General features: G+C 66.7%; 11 protein-coding genes. 5 read left to right on the top strand and 6 right to left on the bottom strand.

Annotation, left to right across the window (positions count from 1 at the left end):
- The first annotated feature begins 100 nt into the window (after window positions 1–100).
- A complete protein-coding gene (locus VZ068_RS03990) occupies window positions 101–259 on the top strand; it encodes a hypothetical protein (RefSeq protein WP_349656975.1) in 159 nt (52 codons plus the stop codon).
- A gap of 152 nt (window positions 260–411) precedes the next feature.
- Here the strand turns inward: VZ068_RS03990 and VZ068_RS03985 are convergent, their stop codons facing one another.
- The 6 genes from VZ068_RS03985 to VZ068_RS03960 all read right to left on the bottom strand — a co-directional run bounded on the left by VZ068_RS03985 (window position 412) and on the right by VZ068_RS03960 (window position 8,355).
- Window positions 412–1,809, bottom strand: coding sequence for a glycosyl hydrolase family 28 protein (locus VZ068_RS03985; RefSeq protein ID WP_349656974.1), 1,398 nt, complete (start codon window positions 1,807–1,809; stop codon window positions 412–414).
- Window positions 1,810–2,126: 317 nt separating this feature from the next.
- The gene (gene rodA / locus VZ068_RS03980) at window positions 2,127–3,245 is read right to left on the bottom strand and encodes a rod shape-determining protein RodA (protein ID WP_259155268.1); all 1,119 of its coding nucleotides are present in this window, start codon (window positions 3,243–3,245) and stop codon (window positions 2,127–2,129) included.
- Window positions 3,242–5,302 carry a penicillin-binding protein 2 gene (gene mrdA / locus VZ068_RS03975; RefSeq protein ID WP_349656973.1) on the bottom strand — a complete coding sequence of 687 codons (2,061 nt, stop codon included), beginning with the start codon at window positions 5,300–5,302 and terminating at the stop codon, window positions 3,242–3,244. The genes rodA and mrdA overlap by 4 nt, the downstream gene beginning before the upstream one ends.
- Before the next feature lie 3 nt (window positions 5,303–5,305).
- A complete protein-coding gene (gene mreD / locus VZ068_RS03970) occupies window positions 5,306–5,791 on the bottom strand; it encodes a rod shape-determining protein MreD (RefSeq protein WP_259155271.1) in 486 nt (161 codons plus the stop codon).
- Window positions 5,788–7,137, bottom strand: coding sequence for a rod shape-determining protein MreC (gene mreC / locus VZ068_RS03965; RefSeq protein ID WP_349656972.1), 1,350 nt, complete (start codon window positions 7,135–7,137; stop codon window positions 5,788–5,790). Before mreC ends, mreD begins: the two co-directional genes overlap by 4 nt.
- A 171-nt stretch (window positions 7,138–7,308) precedes the next feature.
- Window positions 7,309–8,355, bottom strand: coding sequence for a rod shape-determining protein (locus VZ068_RS03960; RefSeq protein WP_003482734.1), 1,047 nt, complete (start codon window positions 8,353–8,355; stop codon window positions 7,309–7,311).
- Between the two features lie 275 nt (window positions 8,356–8,630).
- On the opposite strand from VZ068_RS03960, the gene VZ068_RS03955 reads away from it, so the two are divergent.
- The 4 genes from VZ068_RS03955 to VZ068_RS03940 all read left to right on the top strand — a co-directional run bounded on the left by VZ068_RS03955 (window position 8,631) and on the right by VZ068_RS03940 (window position 15,083).
- Complete coding sequence (locus VZ068_RS03955; RefSeq protein ID WP_005990298.1) at window positions 8,631–9,563, top strand: carbohydrate kinase family protein; 933 nt, start codon at window positions 8,631–8,633, stop codon at window positions 9,561–9,563.
- A gap of 426 nt (window positions 9,564–9,989) precedes the next feature.
- Window positions 9,990–10,517: a hypothetical protein gene (locus VZ068_RS03950; protein WP_349657644.1), complete on the top strand. Its 528-nt coding sequence runs from the start codon at window positions 9,990–9,992 to the stop codon at window positions 10,515–10,517.
- A gap of 46 nt (window positions 10,518–10,563) precedes the next feature.
- Entirely contained in the window at window positions 10,564–12,318 is a 1,755-nt protein-coding gene (locus VZ068_RS03945) for an XVIPCD domain-containing protein (RefSeq protein ID WP_349656971.1), read from the top strand.
- Window positions 12,319–13,109: 791 nt separating this feature from the next.
- On the top strand, window positions 13,110–15,083 hold the full coding sequence (locus VZ068_RS03940; RefSeq protein ID WP_349656970.1) for a sigma-54-dependent Fis family transcriptional regulator: 1,974 nt from the start codon (window positions 13,110–13,112) through the stop codon (window positions 15,081–15,083).
- Window positions 15,084–15,210: the final 127 nt, after the last annotated feature.

The following is a 15,210-nucleotide window of genomic DNA, read 5'->3' as shown; positions in this document are numbered from 1 at the left end:
AATTGCCGCCATCTCGGGATCGCGGGATCGCGGGATCGCGGGATCGCGGGATCGCAGCCTGCGATTTTCAATCGCTTTGCGGTTGCGACAGAAACAGTTCGTGATCCGCGCCCAGATGGCCGAGCTCGCCGAAGGCCGCGCCGCAGTGGCGTTGAGCGACGCCGAGCTGCGCCGCGTCACCGACGTGTTGCCGGTGTTGATCGCCTTCATCGACAAGCATCTGGTGTATCGGTTCGCCAATCTACAGGCGTGGTACTGATCGTCGATGTCTCAGCATGGCCCAGCAGCCCGCCCCGTCGGTTCAACCGATCGGCGAAGGCGCAAAACGCGCCGGCACCGATCGGCGCCGCAGCATGCCGGGGAAAAGGCAGAAGATCGAGCGCGGCCCGGAGGCCGGCCGCGCCCGATGGATCACAACGCCGGGAAACGCGGTGCCGTCGAGCAGGTCGGGATGGCACCACTCACCTGCACCGGGCCGGTGGTGACACCGGTACCGGTCGGCGTCAGGTCACTGTTGACCAGCCCGATCTGTGCGTCGCTGGCAGCGACGGCCTTGTTGCCTGTCGCAAGATTGGCCAGCACCAGGTCCAACGGTGTCTGCGCATCAAAGCCTTTCAGGATCCACCCCTTGCCCTTGAGCCCGACATCGGCTGTGGTGCGCAAGCCGTTGACGACGATCTCCTTGAAGCTGGGCTTGGTCCCGCCGCTACCGGACGCATAGAACGGGTTGATCACCAGCGGACTGGTCACGCCGAACAGGCAGGTATTGCGGTAGGTGACCAGGCTGACCGGGCCGCCCTTGACGATACTGGTCTTGATGCGCAGCCCGTTGTTGTCGGTACTGCGGTTGCCGGCATCGTCGGTGGCGGTGATGACGTTGTTGTCGACCAGCACATTGTTGACCCCGAACATCACTTCGCTGCCGATCGAGATGCCGTGGGTGCCGTAGCAACGGTTGTCGCGCACGGTGATGTTGCCGGACTTGGAGGCGATGGTCTTAATCGCCACGCAGTCGTCTCCGCCCATCACATCGTTGTCGACCAGACTGGCGTTGGTCACGCTGTCCAGGTCCAGGCCATCGGTGTTGGGGCTGGTGGCCGGCGATTTCACCCGTACGCCCCAGATGGTCAGGCCATCGACAATATGCGCGAAGAAATGGAAGTACGCCGCATTGATCAAGTTGATGTCGTACAGCGTAAACGCCGTGGAGTTCTGCACCTTGATCAGATCCGGGCTGTTCTGTACCTGACCGGCCGCCTTGGCGTTTTCGCCGAACTGCCACCAGCTGGTGCTCTTGCCCAGCATGGTCAGATCGCCGCGGCCATCGATGGTGCCCTGACGCCCGCCGGTTCGGATGCCCATCACGCCCGACTTGACGCCCTTGACGCTGATCAGCGGCGCGCAGCCGCCGCTCTTGGAACCTGCCACGCCGCAGCCGCTGCCATAGTCGGCCGGATTGCGTGAGCCGTACAAGGTGACGCCCTGGTCGACCACCAGTGTTACGCCGCTGGGAATGGTCAGCGGGCCGGTCAGAAATGCGTTGCCGCTGCCGCCGGTCAGCAGCACGCTGCCGTTTTTGCAGGCATTGAGCGCGGCCTGGATGGTCCTGGTATCCGGCGGCGAGCGCTCGGTCGCATCATCGAATTGACGCCCGGTCGGCGTCAGCCCAGCCTTCAGGGACGGCGAACACGTGGCTGGGATGGTGGGTTGCGCGACAGTGCGGGTATCGCCGGTGGCGAAGGTGACGGCACTGGCCTGCGCGGACAGCAGCAGACAGACACCGCCGATGGCGGCGGTTAGCAATTTCATGGAAAAGGCACCCGAAAGAGAAATGGCGCGCACCTGCACAGGCAACGCGACGCGGCCGCCATCACTGCAGCGGCGTGGCGGACTCTACGGAGCACGCCCCGCGCGTGCAGAGCGCGAGCGAACCAAACGCCGCGCGCGCGAAGTCAGCCTGCATCGCTGTGTCGTCATTGCAATGCAGCGCGCAAAACGCGGGGTGATCGATGCTTGGCCGGCGCACTGACACACGCGTGACGCATCGATCAGGGTTGCACTGCCACGCATGCCGCTGGCGCGTCAGCTGCGCCGGTACAACGCAGCGCTGCAACTGACACGAGGCCTCAATATCCATGCACCGGTCGGTGCGTCTTCACTGCCATCACCAGGCCCAATCCGGCCAGCAACGACACCGCCGAGGTGCCGCCGTAACTCATCAACGGCATCGGCACGCCAACCACCGGAAGCAGGCCGGAGATCATGCCGCCGTTGACCAGCACGTACACGAAGAAGGCCAGGCCGGTGGCGCCGGCAACCAGGCGCGAATAGGTGTCACGCGCCTGCGAGGCGATCCACAGGCAGCGGCCGATGACGATGAGATATAGCGTCAGCACGGTGGCCACGCCGATCCAGCCGAATTCTTCGCTGAGCACCGAGAACGCAAAATCGGTGGTCTGTTCGGGAATGAAGTTCAGATGCGATTGCGAGCCCAGCCCCCAACCCTTGCCATCCAAGCCGCCAGAGCCAATGGCGATCTTGGACTGGATGATGTTCCAGCCGGCGCCAAGCGCGTCGTTTTCGGGGTTGAGGAACATCATGATGCGATCCTTCTGGTAAGGCCGCAGCAACCAGAACCAGGCCACCGGCGCCGCCGCCGACACGCCGCCCAGGCCCACCGCTACCCACCACCATGGCAGGCCGGCCAGCAGCAGCACGAAGACGCCGCTTGCCGCAATCAACACGCCGGTGCCGAAGTCCGGCTGCAGCATGATCAGCGCGGTGGGCACGCCGATGATCATGCAGGTGACCAACACGGTGGAAATGCGCGGCGGCAGCGGCATGCGGTGCAGATACCAGGCCGCCATCATCGGCAGGCTGATCTTGAGCAGCTCGGCCGGCTGCAGGTAGAACACTTTCAGATCCAGCCACTGGCGGCCGTATTTGCCGGTGCCCAGTGCGAACACCGCCAGCAACGGCAGCATCGATAGGCCATACACCCAAGGCGTCCAGGCGCGCAGGCGCAGCACCGACATGCGCGAAATGCCCCACATCGCGGCGATGCCGATGACGAAGCGAACGCCTTGCGCCATCACCAGGTGATCGCCGTTGGCCGCGCCGCCGGCGCTCTTGAGCACCGACAGGCCGATCACCATCAGCGCGCCCAGCGCCAGGCACAGCACCCAGTCCAGGCTGCGCGTGAAGCGCGCGGCCATGTCCACCAACCAGCGCAGGATGTCACTCAATGATCGGTCTCCTGCACCGCATCGGGCACATCCGGCACCACCGGCTGCGCGGGCGTGGTGGGATCCAGCGCCACCGCAGTCTGGCCGATCACCACCGGCAATTCTTCCAGCGTGGCGGCTGCCGCATCGCCGGCCGCACGTGCATCGGTGGCGCCGGACTCGAACTGGTTGATGGCCACCGCGGTCATGCCGAGCTCGCTGTCCAACGGCAGGAGGCCCGCGGGCATCTTGCCCAGCAGCCAGGCGTCGAAGATCTTGCGGGCGATCGGCGCGGCCGAACTGGTGCCGAAACCACCACCCTCCACTGCCACCGCCACCGCGATGACCGGGTTGTCGGCCGGCGCGAAGCCGACGAACAGGCCACGGTGACGCAGATGCAGCGGCAGGCTGCGCGGGTCCACCGCGGCCACGCCCTTGCGGCTGACCACCTGCGCGGTACCGGTCTTGCCGGCCATCTGGTACGGCGCGCCGGGGGTGATCGCATAGCCGGTGCCGCCGGGGCGCATGGTGTCCATCATGCCCTCGCGCACCACCTGCAGATGCGCCGCGCTCGGGCTGATCGGCTTGCCCGGCGGCTGGATCATCGGCTGCCAGGGGTGGTCGAAGCCGGTGCGCTGCTCCAGCACCAGATGCGGACGCAGCAGCAGGCCGCCGGCGATCGCCGAGACCCCGCGTACCAGCTGCAACGGAGTCACCTTCCAGTCGCCCTGGCCGATGGCGATGTTGACGGTGTCGCCGGGATACCAGCGCTCCTTGCGGGTCTTGTACTTGTAGGCCGGCGACGGCAGGATGCCGCCGATTTCGCCCAGCAGGTCCACCCCGGTGGGCGCGCCGAACCCATAGCCGCCCATGTACTGGTCAAAGCGCTCGATACCCATATCCACCGCCAGGCGGTAGTAGTAGGTATTGACCGACTGGGCGATCGACTTGCGCAGGTCGGTCCAGCCGTGACCGCCGCGGTGCGAGTCGCCCCAGCCGCGGCTGACACCGGGCAGGTAGAACATGCCGGTGGAGAGCACACGGTCTTCCGGCCGGCGCAGGCCGCTATCGAGCCCAGCCAGCGCGATCAGCGGCTTGAGCGTGGAGCCCGGCGCCACGCCACCCAGCACCAGCCGGTTGAACTGCGGCCGCGACGGGTTGTCGTTGAGCATCTTGAAGTCGGTATGCGAGATGCCGTTGACGAACAGGTTGGGGTCGTAGCTGGGCAGGCTGACCATGCCCAGGATCTCGCCGGTGCGCGGGTCCATCGCGATCGCCGCACCTTCGTGCTCGCCGAACGCGGCCACCATCGCGCGCTGCAGGTCGGCATCCACCGACAGCCGCAAGTCCGCACCCGACTGCGGCGCGACCCGGCCGACGGTGCGGATCGCCCGCCCCTGCACATTGGTTTCGACCTGCTCGTAGCCCACCTGCCCGCGCAGGTCCTGTTCGTAATAGCGCTCCAGACCGGACTTGCCCATATGGGTGAGCGCGGCATTGCCCTCGCCCAGCACCGCCAGGTCTTTTTCATCGATACGGCCGACGTAACCGATGATGTGTGCGAACAACGGTCCGTAGGGGTAGCGCCGGGTCAGATACGGCTCCAGCTCCACCCCGGGAAAGCGCCAGCGCTCCACCGCAAAGCGCGCCATTTCCTCATCGCTCATGCGTAGCTTGAGCGTGACCGGCAGGAAGCTGCGGCGTGCACGACGCTCGCGATTGAAACGCTCCAGGTCCTCCGGCGCGATCGGGATCACCTTGCCCAGCGCGGCCAGCATGGCGTCCATGTCGGCAACCTTGTCCGGGGTCACGTCCAGGCGGAACGCCGGCACGTTCTCGGCCAGCAGCCGGCCGGTGCGGTCGTAGATCATGCCGCGCCCGGGCACCACCGGCTTGGGCTTGATGCGATTGGCTTCCGAGCGGGTGGCGTAGACCTCGTGGTCGAGCACCTGCAGCTTGAAATACCAGCCGCCCAGGCCGACCAGGCAGATCACCACCATCACGAACCCCAGCACCGCGCGCCGGCGGAACTGCTCGGCCTCGGCATGCGGGTTCTTGGGCTGACGCCGACCGTGCATGGGCTACTTCTTGCTCCGCTTGCCCAGGCGCAGCGCATCCAGCAACACGAACAGCGGCGGCCACAGCGCCATGCCCAGCAACGGCGCCCACCAGTAGCTCCACGGCAGGGTCGGCTCGCCGATCGCCAGATGCACCGCCGAAGACACGATGCGGTCGTTGAGCAGCAGCCCGCCGATCGCCAGCGCCTGCTGCGAGACCGGGAAGAAGCGCATCCGCGCGCGGAAGCGCTGCAGGATGAAGGTCATGATCACCAGCCGCAGCGCCTGCTCGCCCAGCAGCCCGCCGTACAGCAGATCGGCCAGCACGCCGGCCACGAAAGCCACGCCCAGGCCCACCCGATCCGGTTCCTCGATCACCCAGTAGGCCAGCACCAGCGCCACCCAGTACGGACGCAGCGGCTGCACCACCGCCGGCAACGGCAGCAGCCCCAGCACCAGCGCGATGAACAGGCTCACCGGCAGGATCCAGGTGTTGCGCATGCGGGTCATTGGTCCGTCTCCTGCGGAGCCGGACGGGAATCGGGAGTCGGGAGTCGGGAATCGGCAGGAGCGGTGCTCCGCGGCGGTGAGGCGTTGCGGTTGCCTGTTCCCGATTGTCCATTTACCGACGCCCGCGAGCCCTGCGTTGACGCCGGGCGGGAATCGGAAATCGGGAGTCGGGAATCGTTAGAGGCAGCGCCACGCGTCGGTGCGGTGGTTGGCGCCCGACCCGCTGGCGCGCTGCTGCCGTTCCTGGTTCCCGAGTCGCCAGTCCCCACCCCTGCTGGCTGCGCGCCGGAGGCGCCGGACGCGGCAGGTGCCGGCGTCCGTTGTGAGCCGGGCGCGGTCTCGATGTCCGCTGCCGTACGGGCTGGATCGACCACTGCGTTGGAGCCGTCGGCCGCCGGAGTGCGTGGTGTCGCGGTCACCGGCGCATTTACCGGCGCAGCGGCGTTGCCGTTGCTGTTGCCACTCCCCATTCCCGATTCCCCATTCCCGACTCCCGGCACCACCCGCAACGGCTTGCCGGCGCGCAGCAGCAGCACATCGCGGCCGCGATCGAGCTTGGCGGCCGGGGTCAGTTCGCCGACCAGGAAGGCGTGGGTGTCGTCCGGATGCAGTTCGGACACCTTGCCGACCGGGAAGCCGGCCGGGAAGCGGCCGCCGAGGCCGGAGGTCACGATTTCATCGCCCACCTGCACGCCGGCACTGAGCGGGATGTCGCGCAGTTCCAGGCGGTCGCCGCGGCCATAGACGATCAGGCGCACGCCGTTGCGCGCAACGCTGACCGGCACCGCGTGGTCGGGGTCGGTCAGCAGCAGCACGGTCGAATGCAGCGGGGTCACTTCGATCACCTGGCCCATCAGCCCGCCGGCATCGATCACCGCCTGGCCCATCAGCACGCCATCGCGGCTGCCGGCATCCAGCAGCAGACGCTGCCGGGTCGGGTCCAGGTCGATATCCAGGATCGGCGCCAGCTGCACGTCCAGGCCGCGGCGCTCGGCGACGTTGAGCAGCTCGCGCAGCTGCGCATTGTCCAGCGCGGCGGTCTGCAGCCGGGTCAGGCGCGCATTGGCCACCAGCAGCTGGTTGCGCAGGTCGCGGGTTTCCTCCACCAATTGCGCATGAGTGGCGGCGTTGTCGCGTACCTGCGAGCCGATCCGCCCCGGCAACCCGGCCACCGCCCAGATCGGCTGGATCAGCAGATTGGCCTGCATCCGCAGCTGGCTCAGCCAGCTGCCGCGGCTATCGAGCGCGATCAGCACGATCGCCAGCACCAGATAGACCAGCAGCCGCAGCGTGGAGGTGACTTCGCCCGGACGGGAGGCGACGGGAGGACCGGCGTAGGAGGGCACTTTCAGGGCCGGGAATGGGGAATCGGGAATGGGGAATCGGGGAGCAGTCGGCTGTCCCCGAGACGGTTGAGGCGAAAACTCACATGGGCGGGACCGCGTCGCAACCGCTCAGGACCGCAGGCGGGGAATGCTTTCACGATTCCCCACTCCCGATTCCCGATTCCGAACGCCTCACTCCGGCGCGAAGAACTCGTTGCCATGCATGTCCACCAGCTCCAGCGCGCGGCCGCCGCCGCGGGCCACGCAGGTGAGCGGGTCGTCGGCCACCTGCACGTGCAGGCCGGTTTCTTCGGAGATCAGGCGGTCCAGGTCGCGCAGCAGCGCGCCGCCGCCGGTGAGCACGATGCCGCGCTCGGCGACGTCGGCGCACAGTTCCGGCGGGGTCTGCTCCAGCGCCAGCTTGACCGCCGACACGATGCCCGACAGCGGCTCGTGCAGCGCTTCGAGCACTTCGTTGGAGTTGATCTTGATCATCTTCGGCACGCCCTCGGCGAGGTTACGGCCGGAGATTTCCATCTCCTGCACCTCGTCCTGCGGGTAGGCGCAACCGATCTGCAGCTTGATGCGCTCGGCGGTGGCCTCGCCGATCAGCATGCCGTGGTTGCGGCGCACGTAGTTGGTGATCGACTCGTCGAAACGGTCGCCACCCACGCGCACCGATTGCGAGTAGACGATGCCGTTGAGCGAGATCACCGCCACTTCGGTGGTACCGCCGCCGATGTCGATGACCATCGAGCCGCGCGCCTCGGTCACCGGCATGCCGGCGCCGATCGCTGCGGCCATGGGTTCTTCGATCAGGTACACATCGCGCGCACCGGCCTCTTCCGCAGATTCCTTGATCGCGCGGCGCTCCACCTGGGTGGAACCGGCCGGCACGCACACCAGCACGCGCGGGCTGGGGCGCAGGAAGCGCGACTTGTGCACCTTTTTGATGAAGTGCTTCAGCATTGCTTCGGTGTAGGTGAAGTCGGCGATCACGCCATCCTTCATCGGGCGGATGGTGGTGATGTGCCCCGGGGTGCGGCCGAGCATCTGCTTGGCCTCGGCGCCAACGGCGGCCACCGAGCGCGTACCGCCGATGGCGCGGTCCTGACGCACCGCCACCACCGATGGCTCGTTCAGCACGATGCCCTGTCCGCGCACGTAGATCAGCGTATTGGCCGTGCCCAGATCGATGGACAGGTCGTTGGAGAACATGCCGCGCAGTTTCTTGAACATCGAGGGAGTTGTTCCTGGGTAAGTCGCGTGCCCGCCGCCAGACTGGCGAAATTTTGGGCAGAAAACGAAGTCCGCTAGCCTAGCAATCCCCCCCGGTGCGGGCAAGGAAAAATCGGTGATTCCGGCCCGGTTTTCATGTGGCGGTCACGCCGGGCATGGCACGTGGTTGTGGCCCTGATCGATCACAGCCGTTACCCTTTGCGCCGCGGCGTTGGCGCCGTCCCGCCGCCATGCCGGCAACTGGCGGGTATTTCCTTACGCAAAGGCCTGACTCGATGTCCGCACTGATCTGTGGTTCCCTCGCCTACGACACCATCATGGTGTTTCCGGACCAGTTCAAGAACCACATCCTGCCGGACAAGGTGCACATCCTGAATGTGTCGTTCCTGGTCCCGCGCATGCGCCGCGAGTTCGGCGGCTGCGCCGGCAACATCGCCTACAACCTGCACCTGCTCGGCGGCGCGCCGATTCCGATGGGCACCGTGGGCCAGGATTTCGGCCCGTACCGCGAACACTTCGAAACCCTGGGCATCGACCTGTCGCGGGTGAAGATCATCGACGACCTGTTCACCCCGCAGGCGTTCATCACCACCGACCACGACAACAACCAGATCACCGCCTTCCATCCGGGCGCGATGATGCGCAGCTACGAGAATCACGTGCGCGACGTGCCGGGCGTGACCCTGGGCCTGGTCGGCCCGGACGGGCGCGAAGGCATGATCCAGAACGCGGAAGAGTTCGCTGCCGGTGGCATTCCTTTCATTTTCGATCCCGGCCAGGCGATGCCGCTGTTCAACGGACCGGAGCTGCGTGAGTTCATCGAGCAGGCCGACTACGTGGTGGTCAACGACTACGAGTCCAACCTGCTGCAGGAACGCACCGGCTGGAACGAGAAGGACATCGTCTCGCGCGTGCAGGCCTATATCACCACGCAGGGCCCGAAGGGCGCGCTGGTGCATACGCCGGAAAAGACCTACGACATTCCGCCGGCGCACGAGCGCCGCGTGGTCGACCCCACCGGCTGCGGCGATGCGTTCCGCGCCGGCCTGATCTACGGCATCCAGCACAACTACGACTGGCTGACCATCGGGCGCATGGGCAACCTGATGGGCGCGCTGAAGGTGGAACACCCCGGCACCCAGAACCAGCGCTTCGACTTCGCCGAATTCAACGACCAGTTCAAGCAGCAGTTCGGTTACGCGTTGTAAGGGCGGCGCGGAGCGCGCCGAGCGAACAGTCGGGCAGCCGCTTGCCGGGCCGCCTGTGTCAGGCATAGGCTCGCGGCATTCGCGTCAGTGGAGGATGCCGTGGTAAATGCGCTTGTTCCGTCCAGCGGACGCCTGACCTCGGCCAAGAACGCCGTCCGCCTGTGCCTGGCGCTGTGCATCGCCGCCTTGTGCGGATGCGGCAACTCCGGGCAGGCGGCGCAGTCGGCTTCCCCGTCTGCGACAGCTTCCGTCGACGCCAGCCGTGCCACCGCTCCGCCCGCCGCTGCTGCCACCATGCCTGCGCCCGGCCACTACGCCACCGAGCACGGCTGGGGTCAGCTCACGATAGAACCCGATACGCAAGGCACCTCCGGCTTCTCGTTGGAAACGCTCAATGCCGATGCCAGCTGCAGCTTCAGCGGCAAGCTGCGTGGCACCCAAGCGGCGGTGTACGACGGGGACCAGCCAGGAACCTGCACCCTGGAGATCGCCAAGACCGGCGCCGGTGCCGCGATCCGTGCCGCGACCGGCAGCGAGCACGCCTGCCGGGAGTATTGCGGCGGCAACGGCAGCTTCGAGGGCGATTACCTGCCGCTGGCGGCAGCCTGCGAGCCGACCGCCGTGCAGCGCACGCGCACGGCGTTCCAGTCGCTCTACGACCGCAAGGACTACGCGAAAGCAGAGGCGACGCTGGCGCCGCTCTACCGCAGCTGCCTGGCGACCTCCAGCTTCAGCGACGAAGGCGCGATCCGCAACGACTATGCGATCACCCAGCACAGGCTCGGCGACGATGCGGAATGCCTGCAGGCACTGGCCCCCTATCGCGGCGACGCCAACCGCAGCGACGAGGCCATCGCCGACGGCATGAGTCCGGCCATCGTCGACGATTACCTGGGAGTGATCCGCGCCGCGCGTACCAACCTCAAACTCTGCGGGCACGGCGCGGCGGGCTAGCGCGGATCGCCGCCCCAAGGGTTTGATAACGTTAAGGAGAACGGACATGGCAGACCCGAGCAACAGCACGATCGCGGCTAAGCCGCAGTTGAGTGACACCGAACTGAAGACGCTGGCGTATTTCGCCATCGGCGTGTCGTCCGAAGGCAGCATCGGCCCCAAGAACGTGGCTTACCACCTGTCCTTCGCCGGCACCACCGCGAACGGCAAGATGACGCCGGTGGGGAACAGCGGCTTCACTATCGGCACGCTGCAGACCGACTTCGGCGCGCATCCGGAGGTGGCCACAGACCTGGTGTCCGCCTACCAAACCTGGGCCGCCAAGCAGACGCCGAGCCTGGCGCTGTCGGAGAGCGAGAAGACCCAAACCACCGCCGACCTGCAGCGCGACGGCAAGGCCATCAAGGCGGACAACAATCGCGCGCTGGACGAGACGGTGCGCGGCAACCTCAACAAGTTCCTGGCCTCCGATGCCGGCGTGAGCTTTGTACACGACCACGACCGGACGCAGGTCGAGCGCCTCTTGCGTCCGGGCGACGGCAACAAGGACCCGGGCGGCGCGCTGCACCAGCTGCAACAGACCGACCTCTACAAAAATGCCAGCCTCGACGACCAGGCAAAGTTCGCCACCGTGGTCATGAAGCTGGAAAATCAGGCAGGCAAGGGCCAGTACCCGAAAATCATCAACGGGATCAAGGACGGCAGCCTGGCCAGCGTCGACGACGTGGTGAGCAAGGTCGATGCGATGCTGCCGAACAAGATCAAGGACGGCAAGGAAGTTCCCGACTACATCGAGACCGGGGTGCATCATGCGCTCGCCGGCACCGAGGTATTCAACAAGCTGCGTGCGGCACAGCCGGGCAACCCACTGCACGACGCATTTAACGCGGTCGCCGCCGATCCGCTGCGCAGCCCGATCGACCTGAAGAACGACATCGCCCATCCCGACGCACGCCACCAGTACGACGCGGTCAAGACCCTGTTCCTGCAAAACGGGCAGGCGCCGAAGCTGATCGGCGCGCTCGATCAGGACGCGTCCTTCGGCTACAACCTCAAGAACAATGGCGGCAAGGTGTCCGCGCAGTCGTCCAGCCTGTTCGGTGCGGATAACGATCTGGTGGTCTTCGACGGCAACGGTCACGGCACGGCCTTCGTCGGCGGCAAGTGGAGCGCGGTGGAGCACGGCGACGTCAAGCGCGTCGGCAATGCCGACCAGAGCGTGGACCTGCAGGTGAGCAAGCACGGCAAGACCGAAACGCTGCTGCATGTGCCGACCCCGGCGCAGATGCGCGAGCGGCGTAACGCGCAGGACACCCCGTCCTCGACGGAACCGGCGCCAGAGCGTGCGGCGCCGGCGAATCCGAACGATCCGGACCACCAGAACCACACCCTGCTCAACCAGATCCGCGACGGCGTCGGCAAGATCGACAAAGATCTCGGCAAGCCGTACGACGAGACCAGCGAGCGATTGAGCCGGGCCGCTCTGGCCGCATGCCGGGACAACCGCGGGACCTCTGCGCACAACGACTTCCCGCTTGCGTCCAACGCGCTGGACCGCGCGGACCACGTGACGCTGGGCAAAAATGGCCACCTGTTCGTCGTGCAGGGCGACCCGGGCGATCCAGCGCACAAGCGCGCCGCGGTGAACGTGGAACAGGCGCTCAACACCCCGGTTGAGCAATCGGACCAGAAGCTGCAGGCGGCGAACCTGGCAATCGGCAAGGAGCTGCAACAAGGCAGACAAGCCGAGCTGGAACGCGGCATGGACGAGCCCGCCCGCGGCGGCCCTGCGATGGCCTAGAAACGGCAGGAGCCGGGCCGGGATCGCACCGATCGGCAGCCGCGCGGGCAAGGCCGCCTGACGGCCTGCGCGGCGACCTTGCCCCCACGGTTGCGCTCCTGGCGCGCACCACCGATCCCCAAGGCCGGCTTTGCTGAACTTCGGTTCGAGCCCAGGCCTAGTTTGTGCGTCACTGCCGCCCTGATTCCGGGTAGGAACCCCGGGATGCGCTGAAGGTGGAACACCCCGGCACCCACAACCAGCGCTTCGACTTCGCCGAATTCAACCAACAGTTCAAGCAGCAGGTCGGTTACGCGCTCTGAGCGGTGCTGAGCGACACCGGTGCGACAGCTCAGCTGCGCACCGCACGCTCGTCTGCGCTCCCTGTGCCGTGCCCGGCCCGGGTCGGTAACGCGAGCCGTCCACCGCACGCTGCCTCTCCCGCCGGGAGAAGGTGCCCGCAGGGGCGGATGAGGGTTCGCGCGCCCTGTGATGCGGCCGGCCGGCACACACGCGTCGAAACACACCTTCGCTCCAGCCCACACGCCGCCCCGGCCTGCCCTTGCGCCGTTGGCGCGCAAACCATGCGCCTTGGGCGCCACCGTCGCCTTCTCACGCCGCCAACAAGGGCATGTCAGCCGTCCTGGAAACGACGCGCGCCAGCGGCCGCCGCCGCGCCGCAAACGCCCTGGCCGCCAGCCTGAAGAGCTTGTCCGGCACGCCGCGCGTTGCAGTTTGCTGCAATGCGGTTTGAGCATACGTCCGGTTTGTGCCTTTACTGACGCTTCGCGCCCACTGAGGAACGCTGGCCCATGTCCGAGCCAAGCGTTGTCGCCGCTTCCTCCATCACCCTGCCGGAGATCGAACCGGATGTGCTCCGGCAGATCAGACGGCTGCGCGACATTGCGCCATTGGCGGCGCCGCTGTCGCGATCGTGGCGGCGCTGTCTGGACGACTACGCGCTGCTGCCCGAGGCGACGCCAGAGCCGTTGGTGCACGACGCCCTGCATGTGCGCGAGCGCCAGCAGCGCCTGGGCGAGGTGTTGCGTATCGCCAAGGTGGAAATGGAAAACCTGTACGAGCAGATCGCGGGCAGCGGGTACGCGGTGATCTTTGGCGATGCCGAGGCCACCGTGCTGCACAGCGTGCACGACTCCACACTGCTGCGCGAGTTTCGCCAGGCAGGGCTGCTGTGCGGGGCCAGCTGGGCCGAATGCCATCAGGGAACCAATGGCCTGGGCACCTGCGCGGCCGAGCGCACCGCCGTCAGCGTGCATCGCGGCGAGCACTACCTGACCCGACACCTGCCGCTGTCGTGCAGCGGCGCGCCGATCCTGGACCCGCACGGCGGGCTGCTGGCGGTGCTGGATGCGTCCAGCCCCAACGCGCAGGACAGCAAGCAGATCCAGCGTCACACCGTGGCGCTGGTGAGCATGTCGGCCGCGCAGATTTCGCGCTCGCATTTCCTCAATCAATTCGGCCACGCCTTCATCCTGCGCTTTCATAGCCGCCCTGAATTCGCCGGGTTGTTGCATGAAGCGCTGATCGCCATCGGGGCCGACGGCCGCGTACTGGCGGTCAACGAGGCGGTACTGGAGCAGTTGGGCAAGATCGACCGCAGCCAGCTGGTGGGCCGCGACATCTCGCAGGTGATGCAGCTTGATTTCGACACCATCGAACACCGTGCCGGCAGCGACGCAGGCACCTTGTGGTCGATCCGCTGCGCCTGCCACGGGCGGCGCTTCTATGCGCTGGTGCGCCCGCCACGTGCGCGCCCGGCGCTACCGGCGGTAGGCGGGCCGGCGCAGGGCGCACCGGATTCGGACCTGCAACCCGGCGAACACGTTGGCTCGGACCCGCGCATGCGCCATAACCTCGCCAATGCGCTGAAATTGGCAGCGCATCGCGTCTCGATCCTGCTGCGTGGCGACACCGGCACCGGCAAGGAGGAGTTCGCCAAGGCGGTGCACCGTGGTTCGCCCTGGGCCAGCGGCGCATTTGTCGCGATCAATTGCGCCGCCATTCCGGAAGCGTTGATCGAAAGCGAGTTGTTCGGCTACGCGCGCGGTGCATTCACCGATGCCGCGCGCGAAGGGCGGCATGGCAAATTGCTGCAGGCCAGCGGCGGCACGCTGTTTCTGGACGAAATCGGCGATATGCCGCTGCCCTTGCAGAGCCGCCTGCTGCGTGTGCTGGAAGAACAATGCGTCACTCCGCTGGGTAGCGAACGTGCAGTGCCGCTGGAGCTGCACGTCATCAGCGCAAGCCATCGCGACCTGGCGCAACGCGTGGCCGCAGGCGAGTTCCGCGAGGACTTGTACTACCGGCTAAACGGCGTGGTATTGCATCTGCCTCCGCTGCGCGAGCGTAGCGACAAAGCCGAGTTGATCCGCACCTTGCTGCGCGAAGAAAACGCAGAGCACAGCGTGCGCATCAGCGAAGAGGCGATGCACAAACTGCTCAGCTACGCCTGGCCGGGCAACCTGCGCCAGCTCCGCAATGTGCTGCGCACGGCGGCAGTGTTGTGCAGCGACGGCGTGATCCGCCTGCCGAACCTGCCGCAGGAAATCGTCGATGCCGGCAGCGCGCCGTGCCTGGTCGATGCGCGCGCAGTCGCCGCCGACGACATGCCGGGCCGGGTGGCCCTGGATCAGGCCGAACGCCTGGTGTTGCAGCAACAACTCGAGCGCCATCGCTGGAATGTCAGCCGCACCGCCGACGCACTCGGCATCAGCCGCAACACGCTGTATCGCAAGCTGCGCAAGCATGGGTTGGATACGGGCTGATCGGGAGCGGTGATTCGGGATTGGAAATTGGGGATTCGTAAAAGCCAAGGCAGCGTCTCTCAGCGCTGGTACTTGGAGCGCTCAAAAAACTCCTTCTTCGCCATCAGCCGGGCAACGCTGTTGCTCG

It is taken from the genome of Xanthomonas sp. 10-10 (assembly GCF_040182365.1).
Taxonomy (GTDB): Bacteria; Pseudomonadota; Gammaproteobacteria; order Xanthomonadales; family Xanthomonadaceae; genus Xanthomonas; species Xanthomonas arboricola_F.
Note: the sequence above shows the minus strand (reverse complement) of the source record. Positions and strands in the feature narration are given on the sequence as shown.

Coding starts and splice junctions, on each gene's coding strand:
- VZ068_RS03985 (WP_349656974.1), bottom strand. CDS start 1,809: ATGAAATTGCTAACCGCCGCCATCGGCGGTGTCTGTCTGCTGCTGTCC.
- mrdA (WP_349656973.1), bottom strand. CDS start 5,302: ATGCACGGTCGGCGTCAGCCCAAGAACCCGCATGCCGAGGCCGAGCAG.
- mreD (WP_259155271.1), bottom strand. CDS start 5,791: ATGACCCGCATGCGCAACACCTGGATCCTGCCGGTGAGCCTGTTCATC.
- VZ068_RS03960 (WP_003482734.1), bottom strand. CDS start 8,355: ATGTTCAAGAAACTGCGCGGCATGTTCTCCAACGACCTGTCCATCGAT.
- VZ068_RS03955 (WP_005990298.1), top strand. CDS start 8,631: ATGTCCGCACTGATCTGTGGTTCCCTCGCCTACGACACCATCATGGTG.
- VZ068_RS03945 (WP_349656971.1), top strand. CDS start 10,564: ATGGCAGACCCGAGCAACAGCACGATCGCGGCTAAGCCGCAGTTGAGT.
- VZ068_RS03940 (WP_349656970.1), top strand. CDS start 13,110: ATGTCCGAGCCAAGCGTTGTCGCCGCTTCCTCCATCACCCTGCCGGAG.